This is a genomic window from Cupriavidus campinensis (assembly GCF_905397395.1).
Taxonomy (GTDB): Bacteria; Pseudomonadota; Gammaproteobacteria; order Burkholderiales; family Burkholderiaceae; genus Cupriavidus; species Cupriavidus campinensis.
The window spans coordinates 1-15634 of record NZ_CAJPVH010000059.1 but is presented as its reverse complement, the minus strand read 5'-3'; the positions used below and the strand labels follow the sequence as shown (position 1 = coordinate 15634).

17 protein-coding genes and 1 pseudogene are annotated in these 15634 nt (G+C 66.7%); 12 read left to right on the top strand and 6 right to left on the bottom strand.

Annotated features, from left to right (window positions below; all coding sequences use genetic code 11):
• Positions 1 to 5: 5 nt before the first annotated feature.
• Positions 6 to 1400 (top strand): class II fumarate hydratase, encoded by a 1395-nt coding sequence (locus KHO18_RS23585; RefSeq protein ID WP_211943982.1) that lies wholly within the window; start codon positions 6 to 8, stop codon positions 1398 to 1400.
• Positions 1401 to 1426: 26 nt separating this feature from the next.
• Here KHO18_RS23585 and KHO18_RS23580 read toward each other — a convergent pair whose 3' ends face one another.
• Genes KHO18_RS23580 through KHO18_RS23570 form a run of 3 tightly spaced genes read right to left on the bottom strand, consistent with a single transcriptional unit; the run spans position 1427 to position 3612 of the window.
• A complete protein-coding gene (locus KHO18_RS23580; protein WP_144203033.1) occupies positions 1427 to 2209 on the bottom strand; it encodes a class II aldolase/adducin family protein in 783 nt (260 codons plus the stop codon).
• A 40-nt stretch (positions 2210 to 2249) separates the two neighbouring features.
• Positions 2250 to 2618, bottom strand: coding sequence for a RidA family protein (locus tag KHO18_RS23575; RefSeq protein WP_211943981.1), 369 nt, complete (start codon positions 2616 to 2618; stop codon positions 2250 to 2252).
• Between the two features lie 7 nt (positions 2619 to 2625).
• On the bottom strand, positions 2626 to 3612 hold the full coding sequence (locus KHO18_RS23570; RefSeq protein WP_211943980.1) for an NAD(P)-dependent oxidoreductase: 987 nt from the start codon (positions 3610 to 3612) through the stop codon (positions 2626 to 2628).
• A 206-nt stretch (positions 3613 to 3818) separates the two neighbouring features.
• Between KHO18_RS23570 and KHO18_RS23565 the strand changes: the two genes are divergently transcribed.
• Together KHO18_RS23565 and KHO18_RS23560 are read left to right on the top strand one after the other, a co-directional pair.
• A complete protein-coding gene (locus tag KHO18_RS23565; protein WP_244845037.1) occupies positions 3819 to 4847 on the top strand; it encodes a Bug family tripartite tricarboxylate transporter substrate binding protein in 1029 nt (342 codons plus the stop codon).
• Between the two features lie 152 nt (positions 4848 to 4999).
• The gene (locus KHO18_RS23560; RefSeq protein ID WP_211943979.1) at positions 5000 to 5671 is read left to right on the top strand and encodes a GntR family transcriptional regulator; all 672 of its coding nucleotides are present in this window, start codon (positions 5000 to 5002) and stop codon (positions 5669 to 5671) included.
• A 110-nt stretch (positions 5672 to 5781) separates the two neighbouring features.
• Here KHO18_RS23560 and acnB read toward each other — a convergent pair whose 3' ends face one another.
• A complete protein-coding gene (gene acnB, locus KHO18_RS23555) occupies positions 5782 to 8373 on the bottom strand; it encodes a bifunctional aconitate hydratase 2/2-methylisocitrate dehydratase (RefSeq protein WP_144200025.1) in 2592 nt (863 codons plus the stop codon).
• 221 nt (positions 8374 to 8594) lie between these two features.
• Here acnB and KHO18_RS23550 point away from each other — a divergent pair, with 221 nt between their 5' ends.
• Positions 8595 to 8741 carry a chorismate-binding protein gene (locus KHO18_RS23550; RefSeq protein WP_144200023.1) on the top strand — a complete coding sequence of 49 codons (147 nt, stop codon included), beginning with the start codon at positions 8595 to 8597 and terminating at the stop codon, positions 8739 to 8741.
• On the opposite strand, the gene KHO18_RS23545 is transcribed toward KHO18_RS23550, so the two are convergent.
• Positions 8723 to 9439 carry a 4'-phosphopantetheinyl transferase family protein gene (locus tag KHO18_RS23545; RefSeq protein WP_211943978.1) on the bottom strand — a complete coding sequence of 239 codons (717 nt, stop codon included), beginning with the start codon at positions 9437 to 9439 and terminating at the stop codon, positions 8723 to 8725. The two genes, KHO18_RS23550 and KHO18_RS23545, sit on opposite strands and share 19 nt — an antisense overlap.
• A 257-nt stretch (positions 9440 to 9696) precedes the next feature.
• Here KHO18_RS23545 and fliL point away from each other — a divergent pair, with 257 nt between their 5' ends.
• The 7 genes from fliL to fliR all read left to right on the top strand — a co-directional run bounded on the left by fliL (position 9697) and on the right by fliR (position 14220).
• Positions 9697 to 10185, top strand: coding sequence for a flagellar basal body-associated protein FliL (gene fliL, locus KHO18_RS23540; protein ID WP_144200019.1), 489 nt, complete (start codon positions 9697 to 9699; stop codon positions 10183 to 10185).
• Between the two features lie 147 nt (positions 10186 to 10332).
• Entirely contained in the window at positions 10333 to 11346 is a 1014-nt protein-coding gene (fliM, locus tag KHO18_RS23535) for a flagellar motor switch protein FliM (RefSeq protein WP_144200017.1), read from the top strand.
• A complete protein-coding gene (fliN, locus tag KHO18_RS23530; protein WP_144200015.1) occupies positions 11339 to 11812 on the top strand; it encodes a flagellar motor switch protein FliN in 474 nt (157 codons plus the stop codon). Before fliM ends, fliN begins: the two co-directional genes overlap by 8 nt.
• Entirely contained in the window at positions 11809 to 12336 is a 528-nt protein-coding gene (gene fliO / locus KHO18_RS23525; RefSeq protein WP_144200013.1) for a flagellar biosynthetic protein FliO, read from the top strand. The genes fliN and fliO overlap by 4 nt, the downstream gene beginning before the upstream one ends.
• The gene (gene fliP / locus KHO18_RS23520) at positions 12333 to 13139 is read left to right on the top strand and encodes a flagellar type III secretion system pore protein FliP (RefSeq protein WP_144200011.1); all 807 of its coding nucleotides are present in this window, start codon (positions 12333 to 12335) and stop codon (positions 13137 to 13139) included. Before fliO ends, fliP begins: the two co-directional genes overlap by 4 nt.
• Before the next feature lie 13 nt (positions 13140 to 13152).
• The gene (gene fliQ, locus KHO18_RS23515) at positions 13153 to 13422 is read left to right on the top strand and encodes a flagellar biosynthesis protein FliQ (protein ID WP_092295594.1); all 270 of its coding nucleotides are present in this window, start codon (positions 13153 to 13155) and stop codon (positions 13420 to 13422) included.
• Positions 13423 to 13434: 12 nt separating this feature from the next.
• Positions 13435 to 14220 carry a flagellar biosynthetic protein FliR gene (gene fliR, locus KHO18_RS23510; RefSeq protein ID WP_144200009.1) on the top strand — a complete coding sequence of 262 codons (786 nt, stop codon included), beginning with the start codon at positions 13435 to 13437 and terminating at the stop codon, positions 14218 to 14220.
• Positions 14221 to 14246: 26 nt separating this feature from the next.
• On the opposite strand, the gene blaOXA is transcribed toward fliR, so the two are convergent.
• A complete protein-coding gene (gene blaOXA, locus KHO18_RS23505) occupies positions 14247 to 15125 on the bottom strand; it encodes an OXA-1206 family carbapenem-hydrolyzing class D beta-lactamase (RefSeq protein WP_244845036.1) in 879 nt (292 codons plus the stop codon).
• Positions 15126 to 15314: 189 nt separating this feature from the next.
• Between blaOXA and KHO18_RS23500 the strand changes: the two are divergent.
• Positions 15315 to 15634, top strand: a pseudogene (locus KHO18_RS23500) (hypothetical protein); the annotation flags it as partial.

The following is a 15634-nucleotide window of genomic DNA, read 5'->3' as shown; positions in this document are numbered from 1 at the left end:
ACGCCATGACATCGCCCCGGGTGGAGCATGACGCCTTCGGCCCCGTCGAAATCCCGGCCGACCGCTACTGGGGCGCCCAGACCCAGCGCGCGCTGGCCGTGTTCGGCATCGGCAGCGAACGCTTTCCAGACTGCCTGATCCACGCCTTCGGCCTGCACAAGATGGCGGCGGCGGTGGCCAACCAGCAGTGCGGGGCGCTGGAGGCGGAGATGGCGTCGGCCATCGTCGCCGCGGCGGCCGAGGTGCGCAGCGGCGCGTTCGATGCGCATTTCCCGCTCACGGTCTGGCAGACCGGCTCCGGCACGCAGACCAACATGAATGCGAACGAGGTGATCGCCAACCGGGCCAACCAGCGGCTGGGCCAGCCGCTGGGGACGAAGCAGCCGATTCATCCGAACGATCACGTCAACCGCTCGCAGTCATCGAACGACAGCTTTCCCACGGTGATGCACCTGAGCGCGGTGCTGGAACTCGAAGACCGGCTGCTGCCGGCGCTGGCGGCCCTGCGCGACAGCCTCCAGGCGCGCGCGACGGACTTCGCGGACATCCTGAAGCTGGCCCGCACCCACCTGATGGATGCCGTGCCGACCACGCTGGGCCGCAGCTTCGAGGGCTTCGCCGCCCAGGTTGGGCACGGCATCGCGCGCATCGAGGCGACCCTGCCGCGCCTGCTGATGCTGCCGCAGGGCGGCACGGCGGCGGGCACCGGGCTCAACGCCCCGCCCGGCTTCGCGAAGGCGTTCTGCGCGGAGGTGGCCCGCCTGACCGGCCTGCCCTTCCAGCCCAATCCCTGCAAGGTGGAAGGCATGGCCGCGCACGACGCCCTGCTGGAGTTGTCCGGCGTGCTGAACGTGATTGCGGCGTCGTGCATCAAGATCGCCAATGACCTGCGCTGGATGAGCTCCGGGCCAAACTGCGGCCTCGGCGAACTGGTGATGCCCGAGGACGGGCTCACCTCGTCGATCATGCCGGGCAAGCGCAATCCGACCATCGCCGAAGTCATGGTGCAGGCCGGCATGCAGGTGGCCGGCAACCACGTAACGGTGACCATGGCCGGCGCCTCGGGCAGCTTCGAGCTGAACGTGGCCAAGCCGGTGCTGATCTACAACGTGCTCCAGTCGATCCGGCTGCTGGCCGACAGCGCGAACACCGTGGCCGAGCGGGTCATCCCCGGGCTGGCGCCGGACCGCGCGCGGCTGGCGCGCCAGCTCGACAGCCCGCTGCTGGCGGCCACCGCGCTGAACCCGGTGATCGGCTACGACCAGGCGGCGCGCATCGTGCGCCACGCCATGGCGCACGGCGTGGCGCCGCGCGAGGCCGCCATCGCCCTGGGCATCCTGCGTGGCGACGAATACGACCGGCTGGTCGATCTCGAACGCATGGCCCGGGGCGTGGCGTAACCAGCGACGAGGGCGGGGACGCCGCCTCAGCAGCGATAGTCCCCGCCATCGCGGTCCAGCAGGCGCAGCAGCGCGGTCCACTCGCGGTCCAGGTGCACCGTGTCGAGGTAGGCGTAGTCGTCGTGCTGCTTGGCGGCGTGCTCGCAGACCTCGGGCGACGGCAGGGTGACCTTCTGGCCCATCGACAGCGTCTGCAGCTGGATCTCGCAGGCGCGGTTCAGGTAGAACATGCGCGTGAACGCCTCCGCCACCGAGCGGCCGGTGGTCAGCAGGCCGTGGTTGCGCAGGATCAGGTAGTTGGCGTCCTGCATCGAGTGCACGATGCGCGAGCGCTCGTCCAGGTCCAGCGAAATGCCTTCGTAGTCGTGGTAGTTCACGCGGTTGTAGAACTGCATGCTGATCTGGTTCAGCGGCAGCAGGCCGCACTCCAGCGCGGCGACAGCCATGCCGGCGTCCGTGTGGAGGTGGACCACGCACTCCACGTCGTGGCGGCTCTGGTGCAGGGCGCTGTGGATCGTGAAGCCGGCGGCGTTGACCTCGAAGCGGTTATCGCCGATCGGCCGGCCTTCGGTATCGATCTTCACGAGGCACGAAGCCGTGATCTCGTCGAAAAACCAGCCGTGCGGATTGATCAGGAACTGGTCCTGCGTGCCTGGCACGCGCACGGAAATATGGGTGTAGATCAGGTCGGTGAGCTGGAACTTTGCCGCCAGGCGGTAGGCGGCGGCCAGCTGCACGCGCACCGCCCATTCTTCCTCGCTGATATTGCGCGGCTTGCGGTTGCGGTGCGGGTCCGTGGTGGAAATCATGGTGGCGTCCTCTGGGGAAATCGGCGGAAGTCGGCGGAAATCAGGCGAGCAAGGCGGTGATGACGATCTCGACGCGGTAGGCCGGGTCGGCCAGCTCGACCTTGCCGCAGCAGCGCGTGGGCGTTTCGCCGGGGACGACCCAGGCGTCCCAGACCGCGTTGAAGCCGTCGAAGTCGGCCATGTCGGCCAGCCAGATCTGGGCGGTTAGCGCGCGGCGGCGGTCGGTGCCGGCCTCGGCCAGCAGGGCGTCCACCTTGGCCAGCGCTTCGCGGGTCTGGCTGGCGATGTCGCCGGACTTGTCGTCGGCCACCTGGCCGGCCAGGAAGACCATGCCGTTGGCGATGACGGCCCGGCTGCGGCGATGGTTCTGGTCCAGGCGGACGATGGGCGATGCGGAAGATGTGGACATGGCGGGCTCAGGCGTGGGTCTTGACGATGCGGCGGCAGTGCTCCAGCGCGGCGCCGATCAGGTTGTTGTTGGCTTCCGGCGTTCGGAAGGCCGAATGGGCGGACAGCGTGACGTTGGGCAGCGTGGTCAGCACGTGGCCGGCGGGCATCGGCTCCACCGTGAACACGTCCAGCCCGGCGTGGGCCAGCTTGCCGCTGCGCAGCGCCGCGATCATGGCGTCTTCATCCACCAGCGCGCCGCGCGCCGTGTTGACCAGGATCGCGCCGTCGCGCATCGACTGGATGCGCTCCGCCGTGATCAGGCCGCGCGTCTCGTCGGTCAGCAGCAGGTGCAGGGACACCACGTCGCTCTGCGCCAGCAGCGTGTCCAGATCGACGAATTCCACGCCCTCGTGCGTCTTGGGCGAGCGGTTCCAGGCCAGCACGCGCATGCCGATGCCCCGCGCCAGCCGTGCCAGTTCCTGGGCGATGCCGCCAAACCCGACCAGCCCGAGGGTCTTGCCTGTCAGCTGCACGGCGTCCGAGCGCAGCCAGTTGCCGGCGCGCATCTCGCGGTCCATGCGCGCGAAGTTGCGCGCGGCCGCCCACATCAGCGCGAACGCGCATTCGGCCACAGCGGTATCCCCGTAGCCCTTGATGGTGTGCACCGTGATGCCGATCTCGGCCAGTTCCTCCGGATTCATATAGCTGCGCGGGCCGGTGCCCAGGAACACCACGTGCTTGAGACCCACGCAATGGCGGGCGATCTCGGTCGGCAGATGGGTGTGGTCGATGATCGCGATCGGCGCGCCGGCCAGCGTGGCGGGCAGTTGCTCGGGCGTGATCTCGGGCTGGCGGTTGATGGTCAGCGGCAGGTCGTCGGCCCGGTGCAGGCGGGAAGCCACTTCCGACAGTGTGGGATTGGCATCGACGAAGACGGCGCGCCATGCACCAGCATCGGACGCCGGATTATGGGTAGCGGGGCGGGCAGGCGTGGCGGGAAGAGAAGAAGTCATTGTTTTTACTCGGCAATAAATAGGGGTGAACCATTACGGTGCCGATGAACCAAAACGGGGCTCGATGAGGCCGCAACGGTGAAGCGCAGCATAACGCTTTACAGAATACAGATCAATAATTAAAGTCTGTATACAGGACGGAGTGCAGGACCGGGAGCCACCCGGCCCGCACGTTGCCCCCACCACCCTGCCCTTGGAGCGTTCCCATGACGATGCGCCGACTTGCCCCGCGATTTGCCTTGCGATTTGTCCCGTTTTCCGCCTCCCTGCTTGCTGTCACGTTGATGGGGCTGGCCAGCCCCGCTTCGTCCCAGGACACCAAGTCTTGGCCCAACAACACGATTGCCATCGTCAGCGGCTTCCCCGGAGGCGCCGCCACCGACATCTACGCGCGCCGGCTTGGCGTGGAGCTGAACAAGGAATTCGGCGTCTCGTTTATCTCCGATAATCGCCCCGGTGCGGGCGGCAATATCGCATCGAGCCTCGTCGCGCAGGCCAAGCCGGATGGTTATACTTTCCTGCTCGGCACGGCCGGCACGCACGCGATTAATCCCGCGCTATATTCGAAACTGTCATTTGACGTGGTGAATGATTTCTCGCGCATTGCATTATTGGGCACGCTGCCGAATATCCTGCTCGTGAATCCCGAGAAGCATCCGGAGATCAAGACCTGCCAGGACCTGATTGCCGCCGCGAAGAAGGCGCCCGGCACGTTGAACTACGCCTCGACGGGCAACGGCGCCTCCGGCCATCTGGCCGGCACGCAGTTCGCCACGGCCTCGAAGACCAGCTACGTGCATATCCCGTACAAGGGGCAGGGGCCGGCCATGACCGCGCTGCTCTCGGGCGAGGTCGATTTCTTCTTCAACCAGAGTTCGCCTAGCCTGGGCGCCATCCAGTCTGGCAAGGTGCGTGCGTTAGCGGTCACTTCGTCGCAGCGCGTGAGCGTGCTGCCGAATGTGCCGACCGTGGCCGAGGCCTGCAACCTGCCCGGCTTCGAGAGCACCACCTGGTATGGCCTGTTCGGCCCGGCCGCGTTGCCGGCGGACATCCAGAACCGGATGTCGCAGGCCGTGCTCAAGGCCATCGGCACGGAAAGCTTCCGTCAATGGCTGGTGAGCCAGGCGATCCAGCCCATTGCCGATGGCGGCCCGGCGGCGTTCAAGCGCACGCAGCTTGCCGATATGAAAACCTGGGCCAAAATCGTCAAGGATTCTGGCGCGCATATCGATTAACGCAGAGCAAAGCGAAGCGGACCGATTCGCACGGCCGGACGCCGGTTGCCGCGAGGTGTATACACCGCCGTGCACAGAATCGAATTCAGGTATATTCCAGCCTTTCGCCAGTACCGGCGAAAGGCTGATGACCGAAGACAGGACTCAATACCGTGGCAACCGTGGCAAGTGACAGCATCGTCGAGCAGGTTTATGACAAGCTCAAGCAGATGAGCGTGGGCTATGACTTCAAACCCGGCGAACGGCTCAACGAAGGCGTGCTGGCCAGTGCGCTGGGCGTCAGCCGCACCCCGCTGCGCGAGGCGCTGACCCGCCTGACGACCGAAGGGCTGCTGCGCTTCTCGCCGGGCAAGGGCTTCTTCTGCCGCGATCTGGATGCCCAGGAAGTGTTTTCCCTCTACGAGCTGCGCAAGGTCGTGGAGACCGAGGCGCTGCGCCTGGCCATCGTGCGGGCCAGGGAAGAGGACATCGACGCCCTGCTGTCCTTCCTCGAGAACACCGGCCCGGAACCGGGCGACCGCACGGTGGAAGAACTCGTGAAACTCGACGAGACCTTCCATGAAGGGCTGATGGCGATGTCCGGCAACCTGGAGATGCTGCGGGTGCTGAAGAACATCAACGCCCGTATCCGCTTCGTGCGCTGGATCGACATGGAGCGCTGCGACCGCCGCGTCAGCCAGAACGACCACCGCGAGATCCTCCTGGGCCTCAAGGCGCGCGACCCCGAGCGCTGCATCCCCATCCTCACCCGCCATATCGACCGCCGCCACGACCAGATCGCGACCGCCCTGAAGGAAGGGCTGGCGCAGATCTACATGGGCTGACGGCCGCCCTACCTCCCGCCTTCCCCCCAAGAAAAAACCCCGCGCTGCCATCGGCAACGCGGGGTTCGATGCCCTGCCGCGAACGGCAGGACCGGCTGTGCCCGGAACGCTTACACGTTCACGGTGTCGGCCACTTCCTTGAAGTCTTCGATCTGGTCGAAGTTCATGTACTGGTAGATCTTGTCGCTGTTGGCGGTCAGCACGCCCATGTCGGCCATGTACTCTTCCTTGTTCGGAATGCGGCCAAGGCGCGAGCAGATGGCGGCCAGCTCGGCCGAACCCAGGTACACGTTGGTGTTCTTGCCCAGACGGTTCGGGAAGTTACGCGTGCTGGTGGACATCACCGTGGCGCCTTCGCGCACCTGTGCCTGGTTACCCATGCACAGCGAGCAGCCCGGCATTTCGGTGCGCGCACCAGCCGTGCCGAACACGCCGTAGTGGCCTTCCTCGGTCAGCTGCTTCTGGTCCATCTTGGTCGGCGGGGCCACCCACAGCTTCACGGGGATGTCGCGCTTGCCTTCCAGCAGCTTCGAGGCTGCGCGGAAGTGACCGATGTTCGTCATGCACGAGCCGATGAACACTTCGTCGATCTTGGCGCCGGCCACCTCGGCCAGCGTCTTCACGTCGTCCGGGTCGTTCGGGCAGGCGACGATCGGCTCATGCACGTCGGCCAGATCGATCTCGATCACGGCGGCGTACTCGGCGTCGGCATCCGGCTCCAGCAGCTTCGGGTCGGCCAGCCACGCTTCCATGGCCTTGATACGGCGCTGCAGGCTGCGCGGGTCCTGGTAGCCCTCGGCGATCATCCACTTCAGCAGCGTGATGTTGCTGTTGATGTACTCGATGATCGGTTCCTTGTTCAGGCGCACCGTGCAACCGGCGGCCGAACGCTCGGCGGAGGCGTCGGACAGCTCGAAAGCCTGTTCCACCTTCAGGTCGGGCAGACCTTCGATTTCCAGGATACGGCCCGAGAAGATGTTCTTCTTGCCTTGCTTGGCCACGGTCAGCAGGCCCGACTTGATCGCGTACAGCGGAATTGCGTTGACCAGGTCGCGCAGCGTGACGCCGGGCTGCATCTTGCCCTTGAAGCGGACCAGCACCGATTCCGGCATGTCCAGCGGCATCACGCCGGTGGCGGCGGCAAACGCCACCAGACCGGAGCCGGCCGGGAAGCTGATGCCGATCGGGAAACGGGTGTGCGAGTCACCGCCAGTGCCGACGGTATCCGGCAGCAGCATGCGGTTGAGCCACGAGTGGATCACACCGTCGCCCGGACGCAGCGAGATACCGCCGCGCGTGCTGATGAACTGGGGCAGCGTGTGGTGCGTCTTCACGTCCACGGGCTTCGGGTAGGCGGCGGTGTGGCAGAACGACTGCATCACCAGGTCGGCCGAGAAGCCCAGGCAGGCCAGGTCCTTCAGCTCGTCGCGCGTCATCGGGCCGGTGGTGTCCTGCGAGCCCACCGAGGTCATCTTCGGTTCGCAGTACGTACCCGGGCGGATGCCCTTGCCGTCGGTCAGGCCGCAGGCGCGGCCAACCATCTTCTGGGCCAGCGTGTAGCCGCGTCCGGTGTCGGCCGGATTCTGCGGCAGGCGGAACAGCGTGGACGGGGCCAGGCCCAGTGCCTCGCGGGCCTTGGCGGTCAGGCCACGGCCGACGATCAGCGGAATCCGGCCGCCGGCGCGCACTTCATCGAACAGCACGTCCGACTTGACCTTGAATTCGGCGATCACGGCGCCGTTCTTGAGCGCCTTGCCTTCGTACGGGCGCAGTTCGACCACGTCGCCGGTGTCCATCTGCGACACGTCGAGTTCGATCGGCAGCGCGCCGGCGTCTTCCATCGTGTTGTAGAAGATCGGGGCGATCTTGCTGCCCAGGCACACGCCGCCGAAGCGCTTGTTCGGCACGTAGGGGATGTCTTCGCCGGTGAACCACAGCACCGAGTTGGTGGCCGACTTGCGGCTGGAGCCCGTGCCGACCACGTCGCCCACGTAGGCCACGAGGTTGCCCTTCTCCTTCAGCGACTCGATGAACTTCACCGGGCCGCGCTTGCCGTCTTCCTCGGGCTGGAACGCGGTGCCTTCACGCTTGTTCTTCAGCATGGCCAGCGCGTGCATCGGGATGTCCGGGCGCGTGGTGGCGTCCGGGGCCGGCGACAGGTCGTCGGTGTTGGTCTCGCCCGGCACCTTGAACACGGTGATGGTCATCGAGGCCGGCACTTCCGGACGGTTCGTGAACCACTCGGCGTCGGCCCAGCTTTGCAGCACGGACTTGGCGTTGGCGTTGCCCTTGTCGGCCTTTTCCTTCACATCGTGGAAGGCATCGAACATCAGCAGCGTGGTCTTCAGCGCGTTGCCAGCCACGGCGCCGACTTCGGCGTCGTCGAGCAGCTCGATCAGCGGGGAGATGTTGTAGCCGCCGAGCATGGTGCCCAGCAGTTCGGTGGCGCGGGCGCGCGAGATCAGCGCGGTCTTCTCCGAACCCAGGGCCACGGCGGCCAGGTAGGAGGCCTTGACCTTGGCGGCATCATCCACGCCGGCCGGCACACGGTAGGTGATCAGGTCCAGCAGGGTCTGTTCCTCGCCCGCCGGCGGGTTCTTGATCAGTTCGATCAGCTCGGCGGTCTGCTTGGCGGTCAGCGGCAGAGGGGGAATGCCAAGCGCGGCGCGTTCGGCAACATGGGCGCGATAGGTATCAAGCATGGGAACCTGCTGGTAATAGGGTTATGACGTACAGCTTTGTCTCTGTGGGTCCGGCGGCGCAGCACACCGCTGGTTGCCGCGTGATTGTAATCCGAAGTCCGGCCCAGATCAAATGTCTTATATCTTATATAAGACTTAAAAACCACGAAGGTCGGAAAATCGGGGCTTGCAGGGTGGTGGATCGATAAGAAACACATGAAACGCGGCGGACTTGTCCCGCGCTGGTCCTGCGCTCGGTGTTCCGCCAGGGGGAGGCGTGCTGGCTGCAGGCCGGCGCCGGCATCGTGCGGGACTCGACGCCCGCCCGGGCGTGGGAGGAGACCTGCGAGAAGCTGGCCAGCGTGGCGCGCTACCTGCGTGAGGCCTGATAAGCCGACGCCGACGCCGACGCCGGCGCCGGCAGGTGCGCCACGGTGACCACATGGCCGGACGTGGCAGCCCACGCCACCCCGACCTCGCTGCCGGCCGGCCACCGCGGGTGCCAGTGGCGGGTCAGTGTCAGGGTCAGATGGCCGGCGCTGGCATCGGTCAGGGTGGCGGCGGTGAAATCGAAGAACTGGCGCACCGTCGGATAAAGGGCCTTATAAAGCGCTTCCTTGGCCGAGAACAGGACGGTGACCGCTGCTTCGATCGACGTACCTGCCCGGGCGGCCAGGAGATCGATCTCCTGCGGCGTGGCCACCAGGTGAGCGATGTCGGCGGCGCGGGCGGAAGTGAGCCACTGCTCCGCGTCTACCCCAAGCCCGGCGGTGGTTGACGCACGCGCGGCCAGCGCCACCGCCATGCCGTCCGCATGGCTGATGCTACCGATCCAGCCGTCAGGCCAGACCGGCAGGCGGTCTTCCCCGATCGTGACAACGTGTTCTGCCGCGCCGGCCCGGACCAGTGCCACGCGGGCGCAATAGCGGCCCGCGCGGAAGTGGCCCTGGCGCCTCGGCGTTGCGGTCAACAGCACGTCCGGGATGCGTTCCGAGGCAGCATCCGGCGCCGCGACGCCCGTCCAGGCCAGCTGGCAGAGCGTCACACTGGCGGGCAACCCCAGCGACAAGTGCAGTAAATCGCACATTTCGCTGCCGTGTGGGGCGTCAATGTCTGGTCGGGAAGACAAAGTGGTCATTCCATGTGAAGTCGACACTGACATCTTAAGTTCCGGGCTGGCGATTCGTTAACCATGTTGCAGGCGCTAATGGCGCGCCCATGCGCCTCCGCGCCCCGATCCCACCCAGCTCAAACGGCCAAGCTGAGTGGGTTTCCCCCTTTTTATCGGCCCTTTGCTTGCCTGCGATTCGGGAAGAATGGCAGGCATTCCGACACAGGCATCTCATGGCGAACACGCTTTCCCCCTCCCAGACTGGCGGCAACTCAAGCAAGCGCGGTCGACTGCTGCTGATTGGCGGCGGCGTGCTGGTGGTGGTGCTGGGCGTTGGCGGCTTCGTGCTCGGCAGCGTGCTCGGCGGCAACCGCCAGGCGGCAGCGCCGGCAGCACCCGTCATCCCTCCGCCGATCTTCGTGCCGCTCGACGCATTCACGGTGAACCTGAAGAGCGAGGACGGTGACCGCTTCCTGCACACCGGGCTGTCGCTGAAAGTGGCGGACGCCGACACCCAGGGCCGTCTGGCCCAGTACCAGCCGGAAGCGCGCAGCCGCATCCTGCTGCTGCTGTCGGCCCGCCAGCCGGCGGACCTGGCCACGGTGGAGGGCAAGCGCAAGCTGGCCCAGGACGTGCAGGCTGCCATCAGCCAGCCGTTCGCGCCCGGCCTGCCGCCGCAGAAGATCCTGGATGTCTTGTTTACATCGTTCGTGGTGCAGTAAGCCGCTGGCGCCCTGCTCCCGAACCCACTGCATAACCGACATGACACTGTCCGCCGACCTTCCTTCCTGCCGTCGCGCCTGGCGCGCCGACTGAAGCCGGCCATGGACCGTTTCATCCTTACAGCTGTTCACGGGGCAGGACACTAGATGGCCTACGACAAGTTCCTCTCGCAGGACGAGGTAGACGAGCTACTGAAAGGCGTATCGGGCGAATCCGATGCGCCCGCAGCCAGCAGCGCGCCCGCTATTGATGAAGGCGGGGTGCGGCCGTACAACCTGGCTACCCAGGAACGGATCATCCGTGGCCGCCTGCACACGCTCGAAATCATCAACGAGCGCTTCGCGCGGGCGCTGCGCACGGCGCTGTTCAACTTCATCCGCCGCGGCGCCGACATCTCGGTCGGCTCGGTCAGGATCGAGAAGTACGGCGACTTTGTGCGCAACCTGCCGGTGCCGACCAACCTGAACCTGGTCCACATGAAGCCGCTGCGGGGCACCGCGCTGTTCGTGTACGACCCGAACCTCGTGTTCCTGGTGGTGGACAACCTGTTCGGCGGCGACGGCCGCTTCCACACCCGTGTGGAAGGCCGCGACTTCACGCAGACCGAGCAGCGCATCATCCGCCGCATGCTGGACCTGACGCTGAACAGCTACGGCCAGGCCTGGCGCACCGTGCATCCCATCGAGTTCGACTATGTCCGCTCGGAGATGCACACCAAGTTCGCCAACATCGCCGGCGCCAATGACGCCGTGGTGACCACCGCGTTCCATATCGAACTGGGCGCCGTGGGCGGTCAACTGCATATCTGTATTCCCTTCTCGATGATCGAACCGCTGCGGGATCTGCTGATGAACCCGCTGCAGGACGAGGTCGAGGTGGACAAGCGCTGGCTCGGCCAGCTCTCCACCCAGCTGCGTGCCGCCGAAGTGGAACTGGTGGCCGAATTCACGCACCTCCAGAGCACCGTGGCCGAGGTACTGGCCATGCGCGCCGGCGACGTGCTGCCGATCGACCTGCCCGAGAAGCTCTTCGGCAAGGTGGACGGCGTGCCCGTCATGCAATGCGGCTTCGGCACCATGAACGGCCAGTACGCGCTGCGCGTGGAGCGAATGATCAATTACCAAGACAGCGATTCCAACAAGGAAGACGATCATGACTGACGGCACTCAGGACAAGCCGGTCGATCCGATGGACGACTGGGCCAGCGCCCTGGCGGAGCAGACCAGCGCCGAGCCGGTACCCGCCGCCGCCCCGGCCGCCACGGCACCCGCTGCGGCGGCGCCTTCGCAAGCCATGGCCACCGCCACCCCGGCGGCCTCCACGGTGTTCCCGCCGCTGGCGCAGGAAGCGCCGGCCGGCTTCCACAACGATATCGGGATGATTCTCGATATCCCGGTACAGCTGACCGTGGAACTGGGCCGCACCAAGGTACCCATCAAGAACCTGCTGCAACTGGCGCAGGGTTCGGTGGTGGAACTCGACGGCCTGGCCGGTGAACCGATGGACGTGCTGGTGAATGGCTACCTGATCGCCCAGGGCGAGGTGGTGGTCGTGAACGACAAGTTCGGCATTCGCCTGACGGACATCATCACGCCGTCCGAACGTATCCGGAAGCTGAACAAATGACAGCCGTGTCGCGCCGGCTGCGGTCTGCCGGACGCTTTGCCGCGGGCCTGATCCTCACGGGTCTGGCCACGGCCGGTGCGCAGGCTGCAGATGTTGTATTGAGTACCGCCCAGGCGGCCAGTGCACCGGCCACCGCGGCTGCCCCGGTGGCGCAGACCGCCCCGGTGATCAGCGGCGGGGCCAGCCTCGCGCAGGCCGGGCTCGGCCTGTTTGCCGTCATCGCGCTGATCCTCGGCATGGCCTGGCTCGCGCGCCGCGTGGGCCTGGTGCGCCACGGCAGCGGCGGCGCCACCATGAAGGTGGTGGGCAGCCTGATGCTGGGCGCGCGCCAGAAGGTGGTCATGGTGGAAGTTGGCGATACCTGGCTCGTGCTGGGCGTCTCCGCCGGCGAGATCCGTCCGCTCCACACCCTCCCGGCCCAGCCGGATGCCATGGTCCCGGCCGGCACCAACGCGCCGCAGCCCCTGCAGGGCGGCTTTGGCGAGCGCCTGATGCGCGCGATGCAGGAAAACCTCAAGAAATGAACACGTTGCGTGCCGCCATCGGACGGCATTCCGCCCGCGGCTCCCGCGCGCCTGCCATCTGGCTCGCGCTGCTGCCGGTAGCCGTCGGGCTGGCGCTGTCGGCCCTGCCCGAATCGGCCCTGGCCCAGGCGCTGCCCGGCGTGACCAGCAAGCCGGCCGCCGGCGGTGGCCAGACCTGGTCGCTCTCGATCCAGACGCTGGTCCTGCTGACCTCGCTGTCGTTCCTGCCAGCCGCCATGCTGATGATGACGGGCTTCACCCGCATCGTCATCGTGCTGGGCCTGCTGCGCAGCGCGCTGGGCACGGCCTCCTCGCCGCCGAACCAGGTGCTGGTGGGCCTGTCGCTGTTCCTGACCTTCTTCGTCATGTCCCCGGTGTTCGACCGCGTGTACACCGACGCCTACAAGCCGCTCTCCGAGAACAAGATCAGCCTGGAGACCGCCGCCTCCCGCGCCGCCGTGCCGATGCGCCAGTTCATGCTGCGCCAGACCCGCGAAAAGGACCTGGCGATGTTCGCCCAGATGGCCAAGACGCCCGAGATGAACGGCCCGGAAGACGTGCCGTTCTCGGTGCTGGTGCCGGCCTTCGTCACCAGCGAGCTGAAGACCGCGTTCCAGATCGGCTTCACCATCTTCATCCCGTTCCTGATCATCGACCTGGTCGTGGCCAGCGTGCTGATGGCCATGGGCATGATGATGGTGCCGCCGGCGACGATTTCATTGCCATTCAAGCTGATGCTGTTCGTGCTCGTGGATGGCTGGCAACTGCTGCTGGGCTCCCTGGCGCAGAGCTTCATGACCTGACAAGGAGCCTGCCATGACGCCCGAAACAGTCATGACCATCGCCACGCAGGCGATGAAGATGACCCTGATGCTGTCCGCCCCGCTGCTGCTGGTGGCGCTGGCGGCCGGTCTGGTGGTGAGCCTGTTCCAGGCCGCCACCCAGATCAACGAAATGACCCTGACGTTCATCCCGAAGCTGATTGCACTGTTCGTGACGATGGTGCTGGTTGGCCCGTGGATGATCAACACCTTCGTGGACTACATGCGCGAGGTGTTCCAGGGCATTCCCGCGCTGGCGCACTGACGCCCGCCTGCCGTGATCGACGTCTCCACGGCCCAGCTCTACGGCTGGATCGCCGCCTTCCTGTGGCCGATGTTCCGCCTGCTCGGGCTGATCGCCACCGCGCCGCTGTTCAGTGAATCGACGATTCCGCGCCGCGCCAAGGTGCTGCTGGCCGGCGCGCTGTCGGTCATCGTCTCGCCCACGCTCGGCAATATCCCGAGCGCCACGGTCTATTCGTTCGACGGTTTCCTGATCATCCTCAACGAGGTGGGCATCGGCGTGGCCATGGGCTTCACCATGCGGCTGGTCTTCGCGGCGGTGCAGACCGCCGGCGAGGTGATCGGCCTGCAGATGGGCCTCTCGTTCGCCTCGTTCTACGACCGCTCCTCCGGCGGGCAGACCATGGTGCTGTCGCGCTTCCTGAACATCGTGGCGATGCTGCTGTTCATCGTCCTGGACGGCCACCTGATGATGCTGGCCGTGCTGGTGGAAAGCTTCACCGCGCTGCCCATCGCCGGCACGCCGCTCTCCGGCCACGGCTGGGGCGCGGTGGCCAAGGCCGGGTCGATGGTGTTCTCGGCCGGCACCCTGCTCTCGCTGCCGATGATCGCCACGCTGCTCACGCTGAACCTGGCGATGGGTATCCTGAACCGCGCCTCGCCGCAGCTCTCGATCTTCGCGGTGGGCTTCCCGGTGACGCTGCTCGGCGGCATGCTGGTGCTGACCCTGGTCATGCCGCAGATGGGCGCCTACATGCAGCACATGGTCGAGGCCGGCCTGGCCACCATGGGCGCCGTCCTCGACCAGCTGGCGCCCTAGGTACCTGAAGGGGCGCCGCCCTCTCGCTAGTTCGCCTGCGGCAGCGCGCCAGCCTGCCGCAGCGCGGCGCGGCCGATCTCGAGCCGCTTCGGCCCCTGCTCCATCTTCGGCATGTCCATGTTCATGGCGAAGACATAGCGGTCCTCCCCGCGCGTGACCGAGCCAACCCACCAGCCCACATCGACACCCTCCCGCGCGGACCAGCCGGTCTTGGCCCGCAGCGTGTACGCCGGGGTCTGCTCGATGGTCAGGATGTCATCCAGCGCGTCGTAGCTGCGCGCCGAGATGCCCGGCAGCGTGCGCGCCACCACGGCCCGCATGAAGTCGATCTGCTGGTAGGTGGTGATCTTCAGGTGGTTGTTGAGCCAGAACTGGTCCACCGGGCCGCTCACGTCCGCATTGCCGAAGTGGGCCGCGCCGAGGAAGCGGCGGTACTGCTCGGACCCCACACGCCGCGCCAGCGCCTGGTAGGCCGGCACGCACGAGTTCTTCAGTGCCAGCCGCAGCGACACATCGGCATTGCACACCGCCGGCAGGATCGGCTTGCCGTGGTGGGTCCAGACCTTGCCGTCCCAGGGGATCTTGTCGTTGTCCACGTCCGCCACGGCGCCGGTCTCCAGCCCGATCAGCGAATTGAAGATCTTGAAAGTGGAGGCCGGCGAGTAGGCCACGCGGGCGCGCGCCGGGTTGTAGGCGTACAGGCGCGCGGCGCCCACGTCGTAGATCAGCATCGTGCCCTGCGTGCCGGCGGCGTCGAAGAGCGGCTTGAGGTCGAGCGGGGTTTCCCTGGGGGCTTCCTTGGCCGTCTGCGCGTGGACCGGCGCGGCCAGCATCAGCGCGGCGGACAGCGAGGCGAGGCAAACAAGGCGGGAATATCGGGCAAGGCTGGGAAATCTGTTTGGCATGTTCTGCACCTTTCTGAGGGGAAGATCGAAATGTCATGGGATGACAATCCAGGCCCGGATCGTGGTGCGGAGCATAGGCGCTGATCGCCGGGGCGCCAACCCACCCGGGTGTAACACGCGTAACATGGCGGGCACGATTCCGCCCCCGATTCCGCCCCCGATCGCGCCCCTGGTCGCCCTCAGCCCCCCATGCCCGCCCCGCTCGTCCAAATCGACCTGTCCCCGCCATACCGCGTGAACGGCCAGCCCGCGCGCTACCAGTCCGTCTGGCTGCTGGCGCGCATCTGGCTGGCCACCGCGCGCGACCATGAAGACCTGCCCGCCGCCGCCGTGCGCGCCCGCTTTGCGGAGGCTGCCGATGTGCGGATGATGGTGTCGCGCGCGTTTGCCGACTTCGCGCGCTGGGGCGTGCCGGTGGGCTGGGGCGGCGACACCTCGGCGCCCATCGACCATCTCAGCCCGGCCCGGCGCAGCCGGGGCCCGTTCTGGATGCCGCCCGCCAGCGCGCG

What these genes read in the sequence shown, in the direction of transcription:
- KHO18_RS23585 (WP_211943982.1), top strand. Translation starts at nt 6, where the DNA reads ATGACATCGCCCCGGGTGGAGCATGACGCCTTCGGCCCCGTCGAAATC.
- KHO18_RS23580 (WP_144203033.1), bottom strand. Translation starts at nt 2,209, where the DNA reads ATGATTTCCACCACGGACCCGCACCGCAACCGCAAGCCGCGCAATATC.
- KHO18_RS23575 (WP_211943981.1), bottom strand. Translation starts at nt 2,618, where the DNA reads ATGTCCACATCTTCCGCATCGCCCATCGTCCGCCTGGACCAGAACCAT.
- KHO18_RS23570 (WP_211943980.1), bottom strand. Translation starts at nt 3,612, where the DNA reads ATGACTTCTTCTCTTCCCGCCACGCCTGCCCGCCCCGCTACCCATAAT.
- KHO18_RS23565 (WP_244845037.1), top strand. Translation starts at nt 3,819, where the DNA reads ATGACGATGCGCCGACTTGCCCCGCGATTTGCCTTGCGATTTGTCCCG.
- acnB (WP_144200025.1), bottom strand. Translation starts at nt 8,373, where the DNA reads ATGCTTGATACCTATCGCGCCCATGTTGCCGAACGCGCCGCGCTTGGC.
- KHO18_RS23545 (WP_211943978.1), bottom strand. Translation starts at nt 9,439, where the DNA reads ATGTGCGATTTACTGCACTTGTCGCTGGGGTTGCCCGCCAGTGTGACG.
- fliL (WP_144200019.1), top strand. Translation starts at nt 9,697, where the DNA reads ATGGCGAACACGCTTTCCCCCTCCCAGACTGGCGGCAACTCAAGCAAG.
- fliM (WP_144200017.1), top strand. Translation starts at nt 10,333, where the DNA reads ATGGCCTACGACAAGTTCCTCTCGCAGGACGAGGTAGACGAGCTACTG.
- fliN (WP_144200015.1), top strand. Translation starts at nt 11,339, where the DNA reads ATGACTGACGGCACTCAGGACAAGCCGGTCGATCCGATGGACGACTGG.
- fliO (WP_144200013.1), top strand. Translation starts at nt 11,809, where the DNA reads ATGACAGCCGTGTCGCGCCGGCTGCGGTCTGCCGGACGCTTTGCCGCG.
- fliP (WP_144200011.1), top strand. Translation starts at nt 12,333, where the DNA reads ATGAACACGTTGCGTGCCGCCATCGGACGGCATTCCGCCCGCGGCTCC.
- fliQ (WP_092295594.1), top strand. Translation starts at nt 13,153, where the DNA reads ATGACGCCCGAAACAGTCATGACCATCGCCACGCAGGCGATGAAGATG.
- blaOXA (WP_244845036.1), bottom strand. Translation starts at nt 15,125, where the DNA reads ATGCCAAACAGATTTCCCAGCCTTGCCCGATATTCCCGCCTTGTTTGC.